The organism is Xanthobacter sediminis (genome assembly GCF_043195015.1).
Classification (GTDB): domain Bacteria; phylum Pseudomonadota; class Alphaproteobacteria; order Rhizobiales; family Xanthobacteraceae; genus Xanthobacter.
On record NZ_JBAFWH010000019.1, the window covers coordinates 22,354 to 42,759 of the forward strand.

The 20,406-nt window shown below is 68.7% G+C and carries 18 protein-coding genes; 14 read left to right on the top strand and 4 right to left on the bottom strand.

From position 1 onward, the window contains the following. The first annotated feature begins 57 nt into the window (after positions 1-57). The 4 genes from V5F61_RS18480 to V5F61_RS18495 are packed head-to-tail and all read left to right on the top strand — an operon-like array spanning position 58 to position 3,794. Positions 58-1,791 carry an ArnT family glycosyltransferase gene (locus tag V5F61_RS18480; protein ID WP_393990130.1) on the top strand — a complete coding sequence of 578 codons (1,734 nt, stop codon included), beginning with the start codon at positions 58-60 and terminating at the stop codon, positions 1,789-1,791. Next, positions 1,788-2,720 carry a phosphatase PAP2 family protein gene (locus V5F61_RS18485; RefSeq protein WP_393990129.1) on the top strand — a complete coding sequence of 311 codons (933 nt, stop codon included), beginning with the start codon at positions 1,788-1,790 and terminating at the stop codon, positions 2,718-2,720. Before V5F61_RS18480 ends, V5F61_RS18485 begins: the two co-directional genes overlap by 4 nt. Further along, positions 2,714-3,463, top strand: a complete 750-nt coding sequence (locus V5F61_RS18490) for a glycosyltransferase (RefSeq protein WP_393990154.1) — start codon at positions 2,714-2,716, stop codon at positions 3,461-3,463. Before V5F61_RS18485 ends, V5F61_RS18490 begins: the two co-directional genes overlap by 7 nt. 1 nt (position 3,464) lies before the next feature. Next, entirely contained in the window at positions 3,465-3,794 is a 330-nt protein-coding gene (locus V5F61_RS18495; protein ID WP_393990128.1) for a lipid-A-disaccharide synthase N-terminal domain-containing protein, read from the top strand. Positions 3,795-3,975: 181 nt separating this feature from the next. Here V5F61_RS18495 and V5F61_RS18500 read toward each other — a convergent pair whose 3' ends face one another. Together V5F61_RS18500 and metC are read right to left on the bottom strand one after the other, a co-directional pair. After that, positions 3,976-4,899: a bestrophin family protein gene (locus V5F61_RS18500; protein WP_393990127.1), complete on the bottom strand. Its 924-nt coding sequence runs from the start codon at positions 4,897-4,899 to the stop codon at positions 3,976-3,978. Positions 4,900-5,098: 199 nt separating this feature from the next. Continuing rightward, positions 5,099-6,292 (bottom strand): cystathionine beta-lyase, encoded by a 1,194-nt coding sequence (metC, locus tag V5F61_RS18505; RefSeq protein WP_393990126.1) that lies wholly within the window; start codon positions 6,290-6,292, stop codon positions 5,099-5,101. A gap of 151 nt (positions 6,293-6,443) precedes the next feature. Between metC and V5F61_RS18510 the strand changes: the two genes are divergently transcribed. The 4 genes from V5F61_RS18510 (at position 6,444) to V5F61_RS18525 (ending at position 11,089) form a co-directional block, all read left to right on the top strand. Continuing rightward, positions 6,444-7,454 (top strand): amino acid ABC transporter substrate-binding protein, encoded by a 1,011-nt coding sequence (locus V5F61_RS18510; RefSeq protein ID WP_393990125.1) that lies wholly within the window; start codon positions 6,444-6,446, stop codon positions 7,452-7,454. A 131-nt stretch (positions 7,455-7,585) separates the two neighbouring features. Next, on the top strand, positions 7,586-8,881 hold the full coding sequence (locus V5F61_RS18515; protein WP_393990124.1) for an amino acid ABC transporter permease: 1,296 nt from the start codon (positions 7,586-7,588) through the stop codon (positions 8,879-8,881). 4 nt (positions 8,882-8,885) lie between these two features. Further along, on the top strand, positions 8,886-10,298 hold the full coding sequence (locus V5F61_RS18520; RefSeq protein WP_393990123.1) for an amino acid ABC transporter permease: 1,413 nt from the start codon (positions 8,886-8,888) through the stop codon (positions 10,296-10,298). A 29-nt stretch (positions 10,299-10,327) separates the two neighbouring features. Beyond that, on the top strand, positions 10,328-11,089 hold the full coding sequence (locus V5F61_RS18525; RefSeq protein WP_393990153.1) for an amino acid ABC transporter ATP-binding protein: 762 nt from the start codon (positions 10,328-10,330) through the stop codon (positions 11,087-11,089). Positions 11,090-11,180: 91 nt separating this feature from the next. Here V5F61_RS18525 and panC read toward each other — a convergent pair whose 3' ends face one another. Continuing rightward, positions 11,181-12,029: a pantoate--beta-alanine ligase gene (gene panC / locus V5F61_RS18530; protein ID WP_393990122.1), complete on the bottom strand. Its 849-nt coding sequence runs from the start codon at positions 12,027-12,029 to the stop codon at positions 11,181-11,183. Positions 12,030-12,253: 224 nt separating this feature from the next. Between panC and V5F61_RS18535 the strand changes: the two genes are divergently transcribed. Both V5F61_RS18535 and V5F61_RS18540 read left to right on the top strand, forming a co-directional pair. After that, on the top strand, positions 12,254-12,997 hold the full coding sequence (locus tag V5F61_RS18535) for a vWA domain-containing protein (RefSeq protein ID WP_393990121.1): 744 nt from the start codon (positions 12,254-12,256) through the stop codon (positions 12,995-12,997). 176 nt (positions 12,998-13,173) lie between these two features. Continuing rightward, positions 13,174-13,893 (top strand): DnaJ domain-containing protein, encoded by a 720-nt coding sequence (locus tag V5F61_RS18540; protein WP_393990120.1) that lies wholly within the window; start codon positions 13,174-13,176, stop codon positions 13,891-13,893. A 19-nt stretch (positions 13,894-13,912) separates the two neighbouring features. Here the strand turns inward: V5F61_RS18540 and V5F61_RS18545 are convergent, their stop codons facing one another. Beyond that, positions 13,913-15,745, bottom strand: coding sequence for a serine hydrolase (locus V5F61_RS18545; protein ID WP_393990119.1), 1,833 nt, complete (start codon positions 15,743-15,745; stop codon positions 13,913-13,915). Positions 15,746-16,059: 314 nt separating this feature from the next. Here V5F61_RS18545 and V5F61_RS18550 point away from each other — a divergent pair, with 314 nt between their 5' ends. The 4 genes from V5F61_RS18550 to V5F61_RS18565 all read left to right on the top strand — a co-directional run bounded on the left by V5F61_RS18550 (position 16,060) and on the right by V5F61_RS18565 (position 20,404). Beyond that, positions 16,060-16,392 carry a phasin family protein gene (locus V5F61_RS18550; RefSeq protein ID WP_393990118.1) on the top strand — a complete coding sequence of 111 codons (333 nt, stop codon included), beginning with the start codon at positions 16,060-16,062 and terminating at the stop codon, positions 16,390-16,392. Between the two features lie 410 nt (positions 16,393-16,802). After that, positions 16,803-17,129 carry an ATP-dependent Clp protease adapter ClpS gene (clpS, locus tag V5F61_RS18555; RefSeq protein WP_393990117.1) on the top strand — a complete coding sequence of 109 codons (327 nt, stop codon included), beginning with the start codon at positions 16,803-16,805 and terminating at the stop codon, positions 17,127-17,129. A 201-nt stretch (positions 17,130-17,330) separates the two neighbouring features. After that, positions 17,331-19,778: an ATP-dependent Clp protease ATP-binding subunit ClpA gene (gene clpA / locus V5F61_RS18560; RefSeq protein WP_393990116.1), complete on the top strand. Its 2,448-nt coding sequence runs from the start codon at positions 17,331-17,333 to the stop codon at positions 19,776-19,778. 257 nt (positions 19,779-20,035) lie between these two features. Beyond that, positions 20,036-20,404: a hypothetical protein gene (locus tag V5F61_RS18565; RefSeq protein WP_393990115.1), complete on the top strand. Its 369-nt coding sequence runs from the start codon at positions 20,036-20,038 to the stop codon at positions 20,402-20,404. Positions 20,405-20,406: the final 2 nt, after the last annotated feature.

The window sequence follows — 20,406 nt, forward strand, 5'->3', positions numbered from 1 at the left end:
CCGGTGGGGGCGGTTCTGCTATTGTCCGCGCCCAATTCGAGCGGAACCGACCAGAGCATGGCCATCTCAGAGCCCGCCCCCCTCAAGGGCCGGGCGTTCGACCTCGACCTCCCGCGCCGCCTGACGCGCGTGCTCGACCGCGCGGCGCAGAGCCACGCACGGGCGTCGCTCCTGCTTGTGATCGTGGCGCTCGCCGCCTTCCTGCCGGGCTTCTTCTCCCTCTCCCCCATCGACCGCGATGAGGCCCGCTTCGCGCAGGCCACCAAGCAGATGCTGGAGAGCGGCAATTACGTGGACATCCGCTTCCACGTGCAGGTGCGCTACAAGAAGCCGGTGGGCATCCACTGGCTCCAGGCCGCCTCCGTGAAGCTGGGCGAGGCGGTGGTGGGCCCTTCCGCACGCACCTCCATCGCTTTCTATCGCCTGCCCTCGCTCATCGCCGCCGTGGGCGCGGTGCTGCTCACCTACTGGACCGCGCTGGTGTTCCTCTCGCGGCGCGGCGCACTCGTCGCCGGGCTGCTGATGGCGAGCTGCGTGCTGCTCGGGGTGGAGGCGCGCCTCGCCAAGACGGATGCGGTTCTGCTTCTCACCATTGTCGCGTGCTTCGGCGCCCTGGCGCGCGCCTGGCTGAAGCTGGCGGGCGAGCGCATCAGCGACTTCAAGCTCGCCGCCATCTTCTGGACCGCCATGGCCGGCGGCATCCTGGTGAAGGGGCCCATGGCGCCCCTGTTCGTGGGCCTCGCCGTGGCGGCGCTCGTCATCGCCGGGCGCTCGGGGCGCTTCCTGAAGGCGCTGAAGCCGCTGCCGGGGCTGCTATGGTGCCTGCTGCTGGTGCTGCCCTGGTTCGTGGCCATCTATTACGTCACCAACGGCGCCTTCTACCAGCTCGCGGTGGGTGTCGATATGCTCGGCAAGGTGACGGAGGGGCAGGAGGGCCATTGGGGGCCGCCGGGCACCTACCTCCTTGCGGTGTGGGGCACCTTCTGGCCCAGCGTGGTGCTGGCGGCCATGGCGGTGCCCTTCGCGTGGCGCGCGCGGCGTGAGCCGGCTGTGGGCTTCCTCATCGCCTGGGTGGTGCCGGCCTGGGTCGCCTTCGAGATCGCGGCGACCAAGCTGCCCCATTATGTGCTGCCGCTCTATCCGGCCCTCGCCATCCTGGCCGCGATGGCCATGGAGCGCGGAACCCTCGCGAAGGCGGGCAGCCGCCTTGGTGGGCTCGTGTGGCTGTGGCCGGTCATGGCGGGGCTGCTCGCGTTCGGGCTGGGCGGGGCCTATGTGTGGCTCGGCAGCGGGCTCGGCCTGCTGGCGTGGCCGCTGCTGCTGGTGGCGGTGGCCCTGGCGGTGGTGGCGGCGCGCGCCATGGGGCGCGTGGGGGCGGAAGGCGCCTTCCTCACCATGGTGGCGGCGGCGCTGGTGCTCTATTTCGCGGTCTATCAGGTGCTGCTGCCGCAGATGCGCGCGGTGTGGATCTCCGAGCGCCTCGCCGCCATTGCCGCCGAAACCGGCTGCCCGGCGGAGAACATCGCGTCCGTGCCCTACCAGGAGCCGAGCCTCGTGTTCCTGGTCGGCACCAAAATCAATTACATTCCCCCCACTGAGGCGGCCGAGCTGCTGAAGAAGGGCGGCTGCGCGCTCGCCTTCATCGACAGCAAGATGCGGCCCCTGTTCGAGAAGCGGGCGGCTGAACTTGATCTCAAGTACGGCGCCATCGCCACCGTGGACGGCTTCGCTTACAACGGCGGGCGGCCGGTAAGCATCACCGTCTTCCGCACGCAGGAGCCGGCGCGGTGAGCCTTGATGTGGGCCCCGGCGCGACGCCTGTCGGGGGCGCCCGCGCGCTGTTGCGCGGCTTCGTGGAGGGCGCGCGGGATGCGCTTGCCGACGGTCTCGGGGCCCTGGCGGACCTCCGGCGCCGCCCGGTGCGGCGGCCGCTGCCGAAGGTGGTACGGGCCGGCTGGTTCGAGATCGCCGCCTTCGCAGCGCTCGCGTTCGGCGTGGTGGCGGCGGCCATGCTGCTCGTGGATCCGCTGACGCCCGGCATCCGGCCGCGCCTGCCGGCGGGCGTGGTGATCCTCACCGAGCGGCTGACGGACCTCGGCCTCGGCAGCGTGGTGCTGTGGCCTCTCGGCCTCGCGCTGGTGGCGGTGCTGGTGCTGCGCCGGCAACTCGCTGCGGCGTTCGACGACATGGGCCGGCGGGTGGCGAGTGCGCTGCTGGCGCGGCTCGGCTTCCTGTTTCTCTCGGTGGCGGGCGCAGGCCTGCTGGTGACGGTGGTGAAGCGCCTCATCGGCCGGGCCCGGCCCCATGTGGCGCTGCGCCTGCCGGGCGCGGAGCCGCAGCTCACCTTCGACTGGCTTTCCTGGAAGGCGAGCTACGCCTCCTTTCCCTCCGGCCATTCCACCACGGTGTTCGCCACAGCCGTGGCTTTCGCATTGCTGTTCCCCCGCGCGCGCTGGCCGCTGCTGGCGCTGGCCGTGCTGGTGGCGGCGACGCGCGTCGTGCTCGGGGCCCATTATCCGAGCGATGTGATCGCGGGGGCCTGCGTGGCGACCGCGTTCGTCCTGTGGATGGCGAAGGTGTTCGCCGCGCGCCGCCTGGTGTTCCGGGTTGACGCGCGCGGCGCCATCGCGCCCATGGCAGGGCCGTCCGCGCGCAGGCTCGGGCGGCTGCTGCCGTGGAGCGGCCGTTCCCCCGTTCCCCTTGAAGAGGCGAGATCGTGACCTCCGCTGATGCCCCCGCCGCCCTCGTTCCCCGCCTCTCGGTGGTCATCGCCGTTCGGGACGAGGCGGAGAACATCGCCCCCCTTATCGACGAGATCGACGCGGCTCTCTCCTTCGAGCCGTTCGAGCTGATCTTCGTGGACGACGGCTCCACCGACACCACCCTCGCCGAGCTGCGCAAGGCCGCGGCCAGCCGGCCCTACCTGCGCATCCTCGTGCATGCGAAATCGTGCGGGAAGTCCGCCGGGGTGGACACCGGCGCCCGCGCCGCCCGCGGCGCGCTGCTGCTGCTGCTCGACGGCGACGGTCAGAACAACCCCGCCTACCTGCCCGAGATGGTGCGCGTGCTGGATGCCGGCGGCGAGAAGGTGGGCATGGTGCAGGGCGAGCGGCAGGGCCGCAAGGACACCCGCTTCAAGCGCTTCCAGTCCCGCCTCGCCAATGCGGTGCGGCGCAGCCTCCTCAACGACGGCAACCGCGACACCGGCTGCGGCCTGAAGGTGGTGCGGCGCGACGTGCACCTGCGCCTGCCGGTGTTCGACGGCCTGCATCGCTTCATGTCCGCCCTGGTGAAGCGCGAGGGCTACGAGATCCTCACGGTGAAGGTGGTGGACCGCGAGCGCTGGCACGGCGTTTCCAAGTACGGCTTCTGGAACCGCCTGTGGGTCGGCATCGGGGATCTTCTCGGCGTGTGGTGGCTGGTCAAGCGCCACCGGGTGCCGCAGGTGGTGGAGCGCGGCTGAGATGCTCTATTATCTCGGCTCGGTCGGCCAATATCTCCATGAGGTCTTCATCGACCAGTTCGACTGGTGGACGGTGCTCGGCCTCGTGGCGCAGATCATGTTCACCATGCGCTTCGTGGTGCAGTGGATCGCCTCGGAGAAGGCGCAGCGCTCGGTCATCCCGTTCGCCTTCTGGACCTTCTCCCTCGGCGGCGGCACGCTGCTGCTGGTCTATGCGCTCTACCGGCGTGACCCGGTGTTCATCGCCGGGCAGGCGCTTTCCACCTTCATCTACATCCGGAACCTTCAGTTCGCCCTGCGCGAGCGCCGCGCCAACCGGGCGGTGACCTGAAGGCGGGCAGCCGCCGTTAGGATGCGGCCGGCGGGCGATGCCCTCCGGCCGTTTGTATTTCTGGTGGGGTGATCCCGCCAGGGCGTGGTCGATGTCGAAGGCCAGTGAGCCGGCCTTGCTGCCATTTCGCCAGCCGTGTGTGGGCGTGGGCCGCCTCCGGCCCGCCCAAGGGACGATGCCGTCAAAGCAGGATGTGGTCCACCGGCTCCGGCGCCGGGGGTAGTCCCGCCTCGCCCATGGCCTCCCGCAGGCTGATCTCGATGGAGGCGGCCAAAGCGGCGATGGGCAGGTCGTTGGGCAGGGTGCCGAAGGGCTCTTCCAGCTCGTTGCCCAGCGCGTCCAGGCCGAAGAAGGTGTAGGCCACGAGGGCGGTGGCCAAAGGCGTCGCCCAGCCCAGCACGTCGGCGAAGCCGAACGGCAGCAGGAAGCAGAACAGATAGGCCGTGCGGTGCAGCAGCAGCAGGTAGCCGAACGGCACCGGCGTGCCCTTGATGCGCTCGCAGGCGGTGAGCATGTCCGCCATGCGGGTGAGGATGTCGTCGAGCGCGCGGTATTCGATGTCGCTGATGCGGCCGGCTTCGCGCAGGTCGGCGAGCGTCTCGCCCATGGTGCTGAGCAGCAGGGCGGGCGGGTTGCGGCTGGCGGCGTGTGCGGCCGCGAGGTCGGCCGGCAGGGTGCGCGCGATGTCCGTGCCCGCCGCGCCGGGGCGCAGGTGAGCCACCAGCACGTGGGCGAAGGCGATGGCGAGCGCCACCAGCCGCCGGCGCGCGGCGCGGCCTTCGTCGCCACGCCGTTCCAGCAGCAGGGTGCGGCGGGCAAGATCGCGGGTGGCGGCGATGAGGACGCCCCACGCCTTGCGGGCCTCCCACCAGCGGTCGTAGCAGGCGTTGTTGGAAAAGCCGAGGAACACCGACAGCGCGATGCCCAGCAGCGCGAACGGAGCCCCCGAGAAGGAGGGGACCATGCCCGGCTGGCGCCCGTGCAGAAGCACCACCAGCGCGGAGAGGGCCATCACCACCATCACCTGGGGAAAGATGCGCTGGAGCACCGAGCCCTTCAGGATGAGGAACAGGCGGATGAGGCCCGGACGCTCGCGGACGATCATGGGAGGTTTCCGTGTTCTTGCGCCGTTTTTGCCCCTGAGGCCGGGCGGGGCGGGGGATGGCGCGCGCCGCTCGGTCTGATGCGCGCCCCGCATGCGAAGGCGTGCTGCGGTTCGCGGCCGGCGGTGCTGAAGGCCGACACCGGCGGGAGCGGGCCCCGCCGGCTCCGGACGATCGCGGCCGGGACCGCCGCGGGGATGCTCAGCCGGCGGCCGCAGCGAGGGCCGCGAAGGCCTGGTCAAGGTCCGCCTTCAGGTCGGCGGTGTCCTCGAGGCCGATGTGCAGGCGCACCGCCGGCCCCTCCACGTCCCAGTCGGTGGCCGTGCGGTAGTCGCGGCAGTCGAAGGGGATGGCGAGGCTCTCGTAGCCGCCCCAGGAATAGCCCATGCCGAACAGCTTCAGGGCATTGAAGAAGGCGGCGACCGCCGGTTCGGGCACCTCCTTCAGGATCAGGCTGAACAGGCCGGTGGCGCCGGAGAAGTCACGTTTCCAGATGGCGTGGCCGGGATCCGACGGCAGCGCCGGGTGCAGCACGCGCGAGACCTCGGGGCGGTCCTGCAGCCATTGCGCCATCTCGATGCCCGAGCGCTGGTGCTGGGCGAGGCGCACCGCCAGCGTCCGCAGTCCGCGCGCGCCGAGGGCCGCGTCGTCCGGGGAGATGGTGATGCCCATGTTGCCGTGGGTGGCGAGGACCTTCTTCCAGGCGGGGCCGATGGCGGAGATGGTGCCGAGATTCAGGTCCGCGTGGCCGCCGATGTATTTGGTGCCGGCCTGGATGGAGATGTCCACCCCCACCGCATGGGGCCGGAAGAAGAGGGGCGTGGCCCAGGTATTGTCAATGAGGGTGGTGATGCCCCGCGCCCGCGCCACCGCGGCGATGGCCGGCACGTCCTGCATCTCGAAGCTCTGGGAGCCCGGCGATTCGAGGAAGATGGCGCGGGTGTTCTCGCGGATGAGCCCCGCGATGTCGGCACCCGCCAGCGGATCGTAATAGGTGGTCTCCACCCCCATGCGCGCCAGCACGCTGTCGCAGACGGTGCGTGTGGGGCGATAGGCGGTGTCCACCATCAGCAGGTGGTCGCCGGCGCCGAGCACCGAGAGCAGCGCGATGGACACGGCGGAGAGGCCCGAGGGCGTGAGCACCACGCCATCGCCCCCTTCAAGCACCTTCAGCGCCGTCTCCAGTCCCTCGGTGGTGGGATTGCCGCGCCGACCGTAGCTGTAGCGGCCGCGATGGTGGACGAGGTCATCGTAGGTGGGAGAGAGGACGGTGGAACCGCGTACCACCGGGGTGTTCACGAAGCCGTCGAACCTTCGCGGGTCGCGCCCGAGGTGCACCACCTGGGTCGCGGCGGCCATGCCCGTGTTTTCGATGTCGTCTTTCGTCGTTGCCATGCCGGCCTCCATTTCCGCCGCCGCATAACCTCTGAGTCTCTATTGACCGTACCGCAACATCGGTCTGAGATGTGCGGGATAGACGGCCCGGGGCGCTGCGTCGAGACTTCACGGGGCCCGCGAGGACGTCATCCGAAAGAAGGAACCTTCCGTGAAACGCTTCCTCATCGCAGCCGCCGGCTTCCTGTCCCTGGTCGGCGCCGTCCACGCCGGCACCCTCGACGACGTGAAGACGCGGGGCGCGCTCAACTGCGGCGTGTCCCAGGGCCTGCCGGGCTTCTCCTCGCCCAACGACAAGAACGAGTGGAGCGGCTTCGACGTGGATTTCTGCCGCGCTGTCGCGGCTGCGATCTTCAATGATCCCGCCAAGGTGAGGTTCACGCCCCTTTCGGCCAAGGATCGCTTCACGGCGCTCACCTCGGGCGCCATCGACGTGCTCTCGCGCAACACCACCTGGACCATGTCGCGCGACACCACGCTGGGCTTCAATTTCGCCGGCGTCACCTATTATGACGGCCAGGGCTTCCTGGTGCGCAAGTCCCTGGGCCTGAAGGGCGCCAAGGAACTCGACGGCGCCTCCATCTGCGTGCAGACCGGCACCTCCAATGAGCTCAACGTCTCCGACTGGTTCCGCGCCAACAGCCTGAAGTATCGCGAGGTGATCGCCTTCGGCACCCTTGACGAGACCGTGAAGGCCTATGAGTCCGGCCGCTGCGACGTGTTCACCTCCGATCGCTCGCAGCTTGCCGCGGTGCGCCTCAAGCTCACCAACCCGGCTGACCATGTGGTGCTGCCCGAGACCATCTCCAAGGAGCCCCTCGGCCCGCTCGTGCGCCACGGCGACGACCAGTGGTTCGACCTCGTGAAGTGGACCTACTTCGCGCTGCTCGACGCCGAGGAGCTGGGCGTGAACCAGAAGAACGTGGACGAGATGCTGAACTCGCCCAACCCCGAGGTGAAGCGCCTGCTCGGCACCGACGGCAAGTACGGCGAGGGCATCGGCCTCACTGCCGACTGGGTGGTGCGGATCGTGAAGGCCACCGGCAATTACGGTGAGATCTACGACCGCAACCTCGGCCCCGCGACCCCCCTCGGCCTGGAGCGTGGGCTGAACAACCTGTGGAACAAGGGCGGCGTCCAATACGGCATGCCGGTGCGCTGACCACGCAGCGCCGTTGCGGGGCGCAGCGGCGGGACGCCAGCTCGACGACGCGCGGGACGGGCCATGGCCCGTTCCGTCCAAACCAAAAATACAAGGAGGCCCACGAGGCTTCCACACTTCCGAGGGGTTTCATGTCGGATGCTCGCCTTTCCGACCCCGGTGCCGTGCGCGGGCGCCGCTGGTCGTGGACGGACCCGAAGCTGAGAAGCTCGGTGATCCAGATTGCGCTCGGGCTCGCCCTCGTGTGGCTGGTCTGGTCCTTCTATGCCAATGCCGAGGCCAACCTTTCCCGACTCGGCATCGCCTCCGGTTTCGGCTTCCTGGATGACCGCGCGGGCTTCGCCATCAGCCAGGCGCTCATCCCCTACAATGAGAACATGACCTATGGGCGGGCCTTCCTGGTGGGCCTGCTCAACACGCTGCTGGTGGCTTTCCTCGGCGTCATCCTCGCCACCGTCATCGGCTTCCTGGTGGGCATCGCCCGCCTGTCCAGCAACGTGGTCATCAAGGCGCTCGCCTCCGCTTATGTAGAGGTCACGCGCAACCTGCCGCCCCTGTTCCAGATCATGTTCTGGTATCTTGCCGTGCTGGCGGCCCTGCCCAGCCCCCGGCAGAGCTGGGGCCTCGGCCTGCAGCCGATCCTTTCGGTGCTCGCCTCCGGCCTGTCGGCCATCGGGCTCGGCGGGCTGGCGGCGCCGGTCTCGGGCCTCGCCGAGGCCATCGGGGCGCCGGACGTGTACGTCAACAATCGCGGCCTGATCCTGCCGCGGCCCATCTTCGGCGAGGGGTCGGGCCTCATCCTCGCCGCCTTCGTGGTCGCGCTGGCGGCGAGCTTCCTCGTCGCGCGCTGGGCGCGCAAGCGGCGCGAAGCCAGCGGGCGGCAGTTCCCCGTGTTCTGGACCTCGCTCGGCCTCATCGTCGTGCTGCCGGCGCTGGCGGCGGCGGCCACGGGCTTCCCCCTGCACCTGGAGGAGCCGCAGCTGCGCGGCTTCAACTTCGTGGGCGGGCTCAGCGTCATCCCCGAGTTCGTGGCGCTGCTGCTGGCGCTGTCCACCTACACCGCCGGCTTCATCGCCGAGATCGTGCGCTCCGGCATCCTTGCGGTCTCCAAGGGGCAGACCGAGGCGGCCCATTCGCTTGGGCTGCGGCAGGGGCCGACCCTGCGCCTGGTGGTGATCCCCCAGGCCATGCGCGTGATCGTGCCGCCGCTCACGAGCCAATACCTCAACCTCACCAAGAACTCCTCGCTGGGCGTGGCGGTGGGCTATCCGGACCTGTTCGCCGTGTTCGCCGGAACCACGCTGAACCAGACCGGGCAGGCCATCGAGATCATCGCCATGACCATGGCGGTCTACCTGGTCATCTCGATCGTCACCTCGCTCATCATGGGCTGGTACAACAAGCGCGTGGCGCTGGTGGAGCGGTGAGGCCATGACCACTCAAACCTCGGCCGGTGAGGCCCTCTCCCCGCACGCCTTCGTCTCCACCGCCTTCCGCGAGCCGGAGCCGCCGCCGGCTTCCGACCGCGGCATCCTGCGCTGGGTCCGCGCGCACCTGTTCGGCTCGGTGCCGCAGGTGCTGCTCACCTTGTTCGGCCTGTGGCTGGTCTATGCGGTGATCCCGCCGCTGGTGCAGTTCTTCCTCGTCGATGCCGTGTGGACGGGCGCCAATCGCAACGCCTGCCTGCCGGCGGACGTGGGCCATTCCGTCGGTGCCTGCTGGCCCTTCATCTGGGCCAAAATCAACCAGCTCGTCTACGGCTTCTACCCGGCGGACGAGCGCTGGCGGGTGAATGTCGTCTACGCTCTCGGCGCGGTGCTGCTGCTGCCGCTCCTGTTCCAGAAGGTGCCCTACAAGCGGCTCAATGCCATCCTGTTCTTCGGCGTCTACCCGGTGGTGGCGTTCGTGCTGCTCACCGGCGGCAATTTCGCGCTGCGCCATTTCCTGCTTGGCTACCTGGGCTTCGACGGACTGTTCCCCGCCGATGCGATGGTCGCCGGCCTCTCCCTCGCCTTCTGGGCGGATTTCATCCTGTCGAGCCTGCTGCTGGCGGCCATCGCGGCGGGGGTGGCGCGGTTCGTCGCCGGGCCGGGCACGGGGCGCGGCGCCGCGCGGACCACGCTCGGCCTGCTCGCCCTGCTGGGCGTGGTGCTGCTGGCGGTGGACCTCAACGTCGGCCTCGTGCCGGTGGAAACGCGCCTGTGGGGCGGCCTGCTGGTGACGCTGGTCATCGCGGTGTCCGGCATCACCGTGTCGCTGCCGTTCGGCATCGTCCTGGCGCTGGGGCGGCGCTCCAAGCTGCCGCTGGTGAAGATCTGCTCCATCCTCTTCATCGAGTTCTGGCGCGGCGTGCCGGTCATCACCGTGCTGTTCTTCGCCACCTACATGCTGCCCCTGTTCCTGCCGGGGCAGCTCACCATCGACGGCCTGCTGCGGGCGCTGGTGGGCGTCGCCCTGTTCGCCTCGGCCTACATGGCGGAGGTGGTGCGCGGCGGCCTGCAGGCCATCCCCAAGGGGCAGTACGAGGGCGCCATGGCGCTCGGCCTGCCGGGCGGCCACATGATGCGCCTCGTGGTGCTGCCGCAGGCGCTGAAACTGGTGATCCCCGGCATCGTCAACAACTTCATCGGCCTGTTCAAGGACACGACGCTGGTGCTGATCGTCTCCATCTTCGATCTGCTCGGCGCCATGCGGGCGGCCTTCACTGATCCCAACTGGGCGACGCCGACCACCCTGTTCACGGGCTTCGGCTTCGCCGGCATCATCTATTTTGTCTTCTGCTTCGGCATGTCCCGGTACTCGATGGCGCTGGAGAAGCGCCTCGACCGCGCGCATCGCCACTGAAAGGATTGAAGGTCATGACCACCGATCCCATGATCGCCGCGACCGAGGCGGGCGCCCCCAAGCTCGCCGTCGAGATGGTCGGCGTGAACAAATGGTACGGCGAGTTCCACGTGCTCAGGGACGTGAACCTCACCGTCGAGCGGGGCGAGCGGCTCGTCATCTGCGGCCCGTCCGGCTCCGGCAAGTCCACCCTCATCCGCTGCATCAACCGGCTGGAGGAGCACCAGAAGGGGCGCATCATCGTCGACGGCATCGAGCTGACCGACGACCTGAAGCGCATCGACGAAGTGCGGCGCGAGGTGGGCATGTGCTTCCAGCACTTCAACCTTTTCCCGCACCTCACCATTCTGGAGAATTGCACGCTCGCCCCCATGTGGGTGCGCAAGATGCCGAAGAAGGAGGCGGAGGAAGTGGCCATGCACTTCCTGGAGAAGGTGAAGATCCCCCATCAGGCCCACAAGTATCCGGGCCAGCTTTCCGGCGGCCAGCAGCAGCGCGTCGCCATCGCCCGCGCCCTGTGCATGCGCCCGCGCATCATGCTGTTCGACGAGCCGACCTCGGCGCTCGATCCGGAGATGGTGAAGGAAGTGCTCGACACCATGGTGCAGCTTGCCCAGGACGGCATGACCATGCTGTGCGTGACCCACGAGATGGGCTTCGCCCGGCAGGTGGCGAACCGGGTCATCTTCATGGATGCCGGCCAGATCGTCGAGATGAACGAGCCCAACGCCTTCTTCGCCAACCCGCAGCACGAGCGGACGAAGCTGTTCCTCAGCCAGATCCTGCACTGAGCGCGGGCATCGCCGCCGGGCCGTCAAGGCAGGGCAGCTGTCGCAGAAAAAGCCGGCTCCGCGTCGCGGAGCCGGTGTCCCCTCGGCCGGGTCAGGCGGGGAGGTTGTCGATGAGGCGGGTCTTGCCGAGCCACGCCGCGGCAAGCAGGCGGACCGGCTCGCCCTGCGCGCCTGTCAGCGGTGCCAGCGTCTCGGCGTGGCGCGCCACCACATAATCCACTTTCAGCCCCTTGGCGGAGATGGTCTCCACCGCCTTGGCCGCCGCTGCGTCGGGCGCCGCGCCGCCGCGGATGTTCAGCGCGGCGTGCTTCAGCGCGGCATGGATCACCGGGGCGACGGACCGCTCCTCGGGGGAGAGATAGGCGTTGCGCGAGGAGAGGGCGAGGCCGTCCGCCTCCCGTGTGGTGGCGACCGGCACGATCTCGACCCCGAGGTCGAGGTCCCGCGAGAGGCGGGTCACCACCTTGAGCTGCTGGTAGTCCTTCTCGCCGAAGACGGCGAAATCCGGCGCGCAGCGGATGAAGAGCTTGCCCACCACGGTGGCGACGCCGGCGAAGAACTGCGGGCGGAAATCGCTCTCCAGCCCTTCCGCGGGACCGGTCATGGTGATACGGGTGGCGAAGCCCTCCGGATACATCTCCGCCGCCGTGGGGGCGTAGACCGCGTCGGCGCCCTCGGCGGCGAGCTTCTCCAGATCGGCCTCGAAGGTCCGCGGATAGCGCGAGAAATCCTCGGTGGGACCGAACTGGGTGGGGTTCACGAAAATGGAGACCACCACCTTCTGCGCCACCTCGCGGGCGCGGCGCACCAGGGCCATGTGCCCCGAATGCAGCGCCCCCATGGTGGGCACCAGCGCGATGCGCGCGCCCTCCGCCCGGAAGGCGCCGGTGAGCGCCCTCAGCTCCTGAACCGTTTCCACCACCACAGGCTTGCTGGCCATTTTCCCGCGACTCCCAGGTTCCGCGCGGGGCGGACCCTAGAACCTGCGGCCGCAGGAGGGAAGCGCGGACGGGAAGGGGAGGGGACGCCCCGGCCCCTTTCGCGCTTCCCGCTTGCGCTTCGCCCTTGCGCTTCCCCTTGGCCCGCGCGCCAGCGACCCTATCTTTAGAAAACGCCGCCGCCTGCAAGCGACGGCGGACGACGTTCCCGAACCTGAAGCGGCCCATGGCGCGTTCCGAAGACCAGATCAAAGGCGACCTCGCGTCCGCGAGCGGCACCACCCCTCCCGCGCGGCCGTCCAGCGATGCCGATATCGCCAGTTTTCTCCAGGCGGCGCGGACCGTGGCGCCACCGCGGGCGGGGGAGGGGCGCGGGCGGCTCGCGTTCGCGCTCGATGCCACCGCCTCGCGCCAGCCCACTTGGTCGCTGGCATGTGAGATCCAGGCCGACATGTTCGCCGCCGCGGCGGCTCATGGCGGGCTGGAGATGCAGATCGTCTATTATCGCGGCATGGGGGAGTGCCGCGCCTCGCCCTTCGTGGGGGATGCGCAGACCTTGCGTCGGCTCATGGGGCGCATTTCGTGCGAGGGCGGGCTCACGCAGATCCACCGCGTGCTCGGCCACCTGGAGCGGGAGGCGGAGCGCAGCGGCCTGCGCGCCGCCGTGTTCGTGGGCGACGCGCTGGAAGAGGATGTGGACGCCCTGCATGCGGCGGCGGGGCAGCTCGCGCTGCGCGGGGTGCGTCTGTTCATGTTCCAGGAGGGCGCGAATCCGGAGGTGGAGCGCACGTTCCGTGCCCTGGCGCGGATCACCGGCGGCGCTTATTGCCGCTTCGACGCGCGCTCTGCTGGCGAGCTGCGCGCTTTGCTGGCCGCGGTGGCGGCCTATGCGGCCGGCTGGCGTCCGGCGCTGGAGGCCCGCCGGGATGCCGGTGCCCGCCAGCTCCTGCTGGCCCTGGGCGGGCGCTGAGGCGCAGCCCGTCGCGCACGCGGGCAGGGCCTGCTAATGCTCCGGGGTGGCGGCGCCGGCGTGCTGGATTGCGTCGCCTTCGCCTGTGCAGGCGCTTCGCCCCCGGCTGGCGCCTGCGGGCGAAGAGGATCGCGCCCGGCCGTGTCCGGCGGCTGGGCTGTGACGAGGAGCGAGGTGTGATCACTCTCATCGCCGGCGCGCTGCTGCTGGCTATCGGCCTCTACGGCCTCAAGGTGTGGACGAGGTCCGACCCGAAGGTTCTCGCCGAAGCGCTGATGCGCGGGCTTGCCTATGCGGCAATGCTCGGGGCGGTGGGGGCGCTGCTGCTCGGGCGCATCGGCGCCGCGGTGCCGCTGGCGGTGGTGGGCTTCGCCCTGCTCGGCCGGCTCGACCCCGGCGGGGTCGGCGGCTGGCTGGGCGGATTGTTCAGGAAGCGGGCGGCGCCGCGGGCCTCGAAAGTGCGCTCCGCCCTGTTCGAGATGGAGCTGGACCACGCCAGCGGCGCTCTTTCGGGGCAGGTGATCGCGGGGGCGCACGCGGGCGCGGCCCTCGATGATCTCGACGTGCCGACCCTCCTGGCGCTGCGGGCGATGTGCGACCCGCAGTCTCTGAGCCTACTCGAAGCTTATCTCGACCGCCGGGCGCCCGTCTGGCGTGAACACGCTGAGGGCGATGCGGCAGGGGGGAGCCCCGGCGGCCCGGCTGCGGGCGGCCGGGCGATGACCGAAGAGGAGGCCTACCAGGTCCTTGGGCTTCAGCCTGGCGCGGACGCCACGCAGGTGCGCGCGGCCCACCGGGCCTTGATGAAGAAGCTCCACCCCGACGCCGGCGGTTCCGGCTACCTGGCGGCGCAGATCAATCAAGCCAAGGATCTGATTCTGCGCAAACATGGCTGAACTACTCTCCTGCACGTGCTCAGTTCTTGATAGTCATGCAGGGGAACGCGTTACGCTGAAGTAAACGGCAGGCCGCCTTGGCGCTCTTCTCGTCGAGGCCGGCGAAGCGGGCGCGGTAGAGGGCGGTCGAGCCCTTCACGGTCTTCTCGGTGTACGGGTCGGCATTGCCAAGCACGGAGCGGGCCTTGTTCTGGGCGCTGTCGAGCTTGGCGCGTGCCTCGCTCTCCGCGCCGAAGGCGCCGATCTGGATGCCCCAGCCACTGCGCGAGGAGCTGGGCTGCTTCTCGGCGCGCTCAGGCAGGGCGACCGGGGCAATGGACGCGGTGCGCACCGGCTGCTCGGCGGCAACGCGCCTGGAGGGCGCCTCCTGGCGTGCCGGCGTGTCCTGGCCGGCGACGGCGGCGGCGCGCTCGGCCAGAGACGTCGGGCGGGCGGGGGGCACGTAGCGGCTGTTGTCCTTCTCTGCCGAGGCGGCGGCGATCGCTTCGGGCTTCGGCGCCGCCTGCTGGCGGGCCCGGCCGGGGTTGGCCGGAATGGCGGCTGCTGCGGCGCTGGTGGTGGGCTCCATGTAGCCGAGCACGCCGGCCGGATTGCTGAAGCCGCGTGCCGCCGCGGTGGCCGAGGCCGCCGCGGAGGCCGCAGGCGCCGCCGCGGAAGCCGCCACCGGACGCTGGATGGCCACGGTCTTCACCGCCACCGGGCGAATAGGTTCCACCGATCCGCTCTTTACGGAGGGGGAGGGAATGGAGGCAGTGGTGGCAGGTTCCGGCGCTATCATCGCATATTGCGGCTTTGGCAGCGGCGCGACGTCATGGGCGGGCTCGCGCTCGGCCGGCTGGGGCGCGGGCGCGGCGGAAGCGAACAGGCCGCCGTTCTCGGTGACCTTCGGCGCGGTGCGGGCGCCGGCATAGGCGCGCGGATAATTGTCGGCCAGCAGCGAGCGCATGCGCGCATCGCGCGAGCCGGCGCTGCGCCCGCCCAGCACCACGGCCACGAGGTAGCGATCATCGCGCTTCATGGACGTGAGCAGGTTGAAGCCGGAGGCCTGGGTGTAGCCGGTCTTGATGCCGTCCACGCCCTCCACCGCGCCCACGAGCCGGTTGTGATTGCCGATGGCCTCGCCGCGATAATAGAAGGTGCGGGTGGCGAAGTAGCGATATTCCTTGGGGAAGCGGTCCTGGATGGCGCGCCCGAGGATGGAGAGATCACGGGCGGTGGTCACCTGCCCCGGATTGGGCAGGCCGGAGGCGTTGCGGAAGGTGGTGCGCGTCATGCCGAGCGCGCGGGCCTTCTGGGTCATCAGCTCCGCGAAGTCGCTCTCGGTGCCGCCGAGGGCCTCGGCGATCACCACCGCCGCGTCATTGGCGGAGCGGGTGACGATGCCCTTGATGGCATCCTCCACCTCCAGGGTGGAGCCCGCGCGCAGGCCGAGCTTGGTGGGGGACTGCGAGGCTGCCTTGGCGGAGACGGGAAGATCGCTGCTCAGCTTCAGGCGCCCGGCCTCGAGCTGCTCAAACAGCAGGTAGAGGGTCATGACCTTGGTGACCGAGGCAGGATGTCGCAGGGCGTCTGCATCGTCCTCGTAGAGCACGCGGCCGGTATTGGCGTCCATCACGATGGCAGAGGAGCCATAGTGCCAGCGGCCGGTGTCGTCCTGCGTCACGCGCGTGGCGCTGGCGTTGCGGCGCTGGGCGGAGGACTTCTTCGACTTGCCGGAATTCTTGCTGCTTTCCGCCTGCGTGTGCTTGCGCGGCCTTGCATCGGCCGCGGTGGACGAGAAGGCGAACCCCGCAAGAACTGCCACGGCAAGGGCTTTGGTCAGGAGCGAAAGGCTCGCGGAAGCTGTACGCATGAACATGTGCCCCGTCTGAACGGTCGTCGCGCTGGCCAGGACCCCCGCGCCGACGCCATGCGTCTCTGCCTTCAGCAAGGCGGTCTCGCGGCGAAGGCGGCGGGGAAATGCGACCGTGCAGGAAGCCTAAGAAGTCGGGGTTACCAAGGCGTGAATCCGGCGAGGGAATGGCCGTGGGGCTCCGTTGTGCAGTGCACAAATTTCCTTGACACCCATGTTGCGCTGCATATTATTTCATCGGGCGGGACAAATAACCCGCCCATCCGGAAATGGCAGATCCGGCGCCTCCGCCGGCTAGAGGAATGAGGACTCCCATGGTGCAGAGCACGGAAGAGCTTCAGCAGCTCAGCAAGGACAACATCGAGAACGCCCTCAAGAGCTTCAGCCTGCTCTCCAAGAGCGCCCAGGCGATCGCTGTCGAAGTGGCGGACTACACCAAGACCTCTTTCGAGCAGGGCACCGCTGCGCTTGAGAAGCTGCTCGGCGCCAAGAGCCTCGATCAGGCCATCGAGATTCAGCAGTCCTACCTGAAGTCCGCCTACGAAGGCGCCGTGGCCCAGGCCACCAAGCTCGGCGAGCTGTACACCGAGCTGGCCAAGGAGACCTACAAGCCGTTCGAGAGCGCCTTCGGCAAGGTTGCTCGCTGAGGCTGTCCGGGCCTCCAGCCCCGACGTTCCATCTGCCCATGACGTTGAGGGACGAAAGTCCGAAAGGCCCGACCTTGCGTCGGGCCTTTTTCGTGACGACATACCCTTCGGGACGCCGGCGTCCCGAAGGGGCGGCGGCACGCGTGCGCGCGTTCACGTGCCCGAGGGTGCCGGCGGACTGGCGTTGAACCGGCCGGTTTTCTATGATCGCACGGATTTGCGCCGAGGCTGGCCTGCCTGGGCCAGCGCAGCGGACGAGCCCGCGTCGGCGGACAGCCCCTTTTTCGGGGCGCGACGGGGCGCGGCAACGTCCGGCGCTGCAACACCAGGGCGCGGTGAAACAAGGCGCGACGGATATGATCGCGACGGACACGATGCAGGAACGATTTGCTTCACCACCGCCGGCATTCATGACGGATCCGGACCCCACCCGACGCGACGGCAGCGGCACAGCGGTCATCAGTCGCACGCGGCCGCAGACCAAGCGGCCGAGCCTCTACCGGGTGCTGCTGCTGAACGACGACTACACCCCCATGGAATTCGTGGTGCACGTGCTCCAGCGGTTCTTCAACAAGAACACCGACGAGGCCAACCGCATCATGCTGCACGTTCACCACCACGGGGTGGGCGAGTGCGGGGTGTTCACCTACGAGGTGGCCGAGACGAAGGTGACGCAGGTGATGGATTTCGCCCGCAAGCACCAGCACCCCCTCCAATGCGTGATGGAAAAAAAATAGCGTCCGGCGAAAGCACGGGCTTGGGAAAATCAAGCTGGGGCGGGAGGTTAACCGGGCGGATTTCAAATCGGTGATGGTTGCGGCGCATGGGGGGACTTGCGCACCGGGGGATCCAGTACGAAGTTTGTGTGAATGGTGCACATGCCTTCGAGGTCTGCGGCCCTTCCGCAGATCGACGGGTGATGCGCGGAAGAGGTGTCGATGCCTACATTTTCACGCAGCCTCGAGCAGTCGCTTCATCGCGCTCTGGCCCTCGCCAACGAACGTCATCACGAATACGCCACGCTGGAGCATTTGCTGCTCTCCCTCGTCGACGACCAGGACGCCGCCGCTGTCATGCGGGCGTGCAACGTCGACATGGACAAGCTGCGGCGCAGCCTTGTCGAGTATGTTGATTCCGAACTTGAGAATTTGGTGCAGTCGGGCTCGGACGATTCCAAGCCCACCGCCGGCTTCCAGCGCGTCATCCAGCGCGCGGTCATTCACGTGCAGTCCTCAGGCCGGGAGGAAGTGACCGGCGCCAACGTGCTGGTCGCCATCTTCGCCGAACGCGAGAGCCATGCCGCCTATTTCCTGCAGGAGCAGGACATGACGCGGTATGATGCGGTCAACTACATCTCCCACGGCATCGCCAAGCGCTCCGGCATGTCCGAGAGCCGGCCCGTGCGCGGCGCCGAGGAGGAGACCGAGACCAAGCCCGGCGACGACAAGCAGAAGAAGACCGACGCGCTCGAAGCCTATTGCGTGAACCTCAACAAGAAGGCGCACGAAGGTAAGATCGACCCGCTCATCGGCCGCGATGCGGAGATCCAGCGCACCATCCAGGTGCTCTGCCGCCGGCAGAAGAACAACCCGCTGTTCGTGGGCGATCCCGGCGTCGGCAAGACCGCCATCGCCGAGGGCCTCGCCAAGCGTATCAATGAGGGCACGGTTCCGGAGGTGCTCGCCACCGCCACCGTGTTCGCCCTCGACATGGGCGCGCTGCTGGCCGGCACCCGCTATCGCGGCGATTTCGAGGAGCGCCTCAAGCAGGTGGTCAAGGAGATCGAGGCCTACCCCAACGCGATCATGTTCATCGACGAGATCCACACGGTCATCGGCGCCGGCGCGACCTCGGGCGGGGCCATGGACGCCTCCAACCTGCTGAAGCCGGCGCTCGCCTCGGGCAGCCTGCGCTGCATGGGCTCGACCACCTACAAGGAATACCGCCAGTATTTCGAGAAGGACCGCGCCCTGGTGCGCCGCTTCCAGAAGATCGACGTGGCCGAGCCCTCCGTGGCCGACGCCATCGAGATCCTGAAGGGGCTGAAGCCCTGCTTCGAGGATTATCACAAGCTGCGCTACACCAACGAGGCCATCAAGGCCGCGGTGGAGCTTTCCGCCCGCTATATCCATGATCGCAAGCTGCCCGACAAGGCCATCGACGTGATCGACGAGAGCGGCGCGGCGCAGATGCTGGTGCCCGAGGCCAAGCGCAAGAAGACCATCGGCCTCAAGGAGATCGAGGCCACCATCGCGACCATGGCGCGCATTCCGCCCAAGTCCGTCTCCAAGGACGATGCCGAGGTGCTCGCCAACCTTGAGGCCACCCTCAAGCGCGTGGTCTATGGCCAGGACAAGGCGATCGAGGCGCTTTCCGCCTCCATCAAGCTCGCCCGCGCCGGCCTGCGCGAGCCGGAGAAGCCCATCGGCAACTATCTGTTCTCCGGCCCCACCGGCGTCGGCAAGACGGAAGTGGCCAAGCAGCTCGCCTCCACGCTGGGCGTGCCGCTGCTGCGCTTCGACATGTCGGAGTACATGGAGCGCCACACGGTCAGCCGCCTCATCGGCGCGCCTCCCGGCTACGTGGGCTTCGATCAGGGCGGCCTGCTGACCGATGGCGTGGACCAGAGCCCGCACTGCGTGCTGCTGCTGGACGAGATCGAGAAGGCCCACCCGGACCTCTTCAACATCCTCCTGCAGGTGATGGACCACGGGAAGCTGACCGACCACAACGGCAAGCAGATCGACTTCCGCAACGTGATCCTCATCATGACCACGAACGCGGGCGCGGCGGACCTGTCGAAGCCGGCCTATGGCTTCACCCGCACCAAGCGGGAGGGGGACGATTCGGAGGCCATCAACCGCACCTTCGCGCCGGAGTTCCGCAACCGGCTCGATGCGGTGATCCCCTTCGCCCACCTCTCCACGGAGATCATCGGCCAGGTGGTGGAGAAGTTCGTGCTGCAGCTGGAGGCCCAGCTCGCGGATCGCAACGTCACCATCGAGCTCTCCGACGCGGCGAGCCGGTGGCTGGTGGAGCGCGGCTACGACGAGCAGATGGGTGCCCGCCCCATGGCGCGCGTCATCCAGGAGCACATCAAGACCCCGCTCGCCGACATGGTCCTGTTCGGCGCGCTGAAGCACGGCGGCCATGTGCGCGTGGTGGTGGAAGGCGAAGGCCGGGATTCCAAGCTCGGCTTCCAGTTCCCGGAAGGGCCGGTCACGCCCAAGCCGGAGAAGATCGCCGAGGCCGCGCCCAAGCGCGCCGCTCGCCGCAAGCCCGCGGCCGCGGCCAAGGCCGGCAAGGCCGGAACCAAGGCCGGCCCGAAGTCTGGCCCCAGGACAGGGCCGAAGTCGGGCCCCAAGCAGCCGCTGGTGAAGGCCTGAGCAGCCCGGCGGATCGATACGGCATGATGGATTGGGGCGGCTTCGGCCGCCCTTTTTCTTTGGTCCCGGCGGCGCGCGGATCGGGGGAGTCGCTCCCAGGTTGCGTTCGCCGGGGCATCTGAGACACTCGGGGGCTTCGAACATTTTCAAGCGAAGCGGATGCCGGTTCGCGTGAAGAAAATGCGTCGTCTCAATAACCTCGAGCGATTACCGCGAGCCGATGCGAGCGGAAGACGCTCAGATGTCGGGGGGTACAGATGGCGACGTTCAAGCTGCCGTTGTCCGGTGACGTGACCCAATTCTTCCGCCTTCTCACCTCCAACCTGACAGCGGTGGGCAGCCAGCTCGGCTTCGTCAACATCAACCTCGGCGCCTCGAAGGCGCCGGAGGTGGAGGAGCAGGTGCTGGACAACGTGGGCAGCTACGGCACCCAGATCGGCCGCATCAATGATGCGCTGGCGGTGCTTGTCACCCATTTCCACCCGGTCGTGCCGCTCTCGGCAGAGGAGGTGCGGGCACTCGACCGGCTCAGGGTGATGCTGGACGACATCGCCGACATCAAGGAGCAGCGCGGGCGCAAGGCCGTGCGCATTCCCCTCGGCGGGGGCACCGGGCTGCGGCCCTGACG

What these genes read in the sequence shown, in the direction of transcription:
- V5F61_RS18520 (WP_393990123.1), top strand. Translation starts at nt 8,886, where the DNA reads ATGACCACTCAAACCTCGGCCGGTGAGGCCCTCTCCCCGCACGCCTTC.
- V5F61_RS18500 (WP_393990127.1), bottom strand. Translation starts at nt 4,899, where the DNA reads ATGATCGTCCGCGAGCGTCCGGGCCTCATCCGCCTGTTCCTCATCCTG.
- V5F61_RS18515 (WP_393990124.1), top strand. Translation starts at nt 7,586, where the DNA reads ATGTCGGATGCTCGCCTTTCCGACCCCGGTGCCGTGCGCGGGCGCCGC.
- clpS (WP_393990117.1), top strand. Translation starts at nt 16,803, where the DNA reads ATGACGGATCCGGACCCCACCCGACGCGACGGCAGCGGCACAGCGGTC.
- clpA (WP_393990116.1), top strand. Translation starts at nt 17,331, where the DNA reads ATGCCTACATTTTCACGCAGCCTCGAGCAGTCGCTTCATCGCGCTCTG.
- V5F61_RS18565 (WP_393990115.1), top strand. Translation starts at nt 20,036, where the DNA reads ATGGCGACGTTCAAGCTGCCGTTGTCCGGTGACGTGACCCAATTCTTC.
- V5F61_RS18535 (WP_393990121.1), top strand. Translation starts at nt 12,254, where the DNA reads ATGGCGCGTTCCGAAGACCAGATCAAAGGCGACCTCGCGTCCGCGAGC.
- V5F61_RS18550 (WP_393990118.1), top strand. Translation starts at nt 16,060, where the DNA reads ATGGTGCAGAGCACGGAAGAGCTTCAGCAGCTCAGCAAGGACAACATC.
- V5F61_RS18495 (WP_393990128.1), top strand. Translation starts at nt 3,465, where the DNA reads ATGCTCTATTATCTCGGCTCGGTCGGCCAATATCTCCATGAGGTCTTC.
- V5F61_RS18545 (WP_393990119.1), bottom strand. Translation starts at nt 15,745, where the DNA reads ATGCGTACAGCTTCCGCGAGCCTTTCGCTCCTGACCAAAGCCCTTGCC.
- V5F61_RS18525 (WP_393990153.1), top strand. Translation starts at nt 10,328, where the DNA reads ATGATCGCCGCGACCGAGGCGGGCGCCCCCAAGCTCGCCGTCGAGATG.
- panC (WP_393990122.1), bottom strand. Translation starts at nt 12,029, where the DNA reads ATGGCCAGCAAGCCTGTGGTGGTGGAAACGGTTCAGGAGCTGAGGGCG.
- V5F61_RS18480 (WP_393990130.1), top strand. Translation starts at nt 58, where the DNA reads ATGGCCATCTCAGAGCCCGCCCCCCTCAAGGGCCGGGCGTTCGACCTC.
- metC (WP_393990126.1), bottom strand. Translation starts at nt 6,292, where the DNA reads ATGGCAACGACGAAAGACGACATCGAAAACACGGGCATGGCCGCCGCG.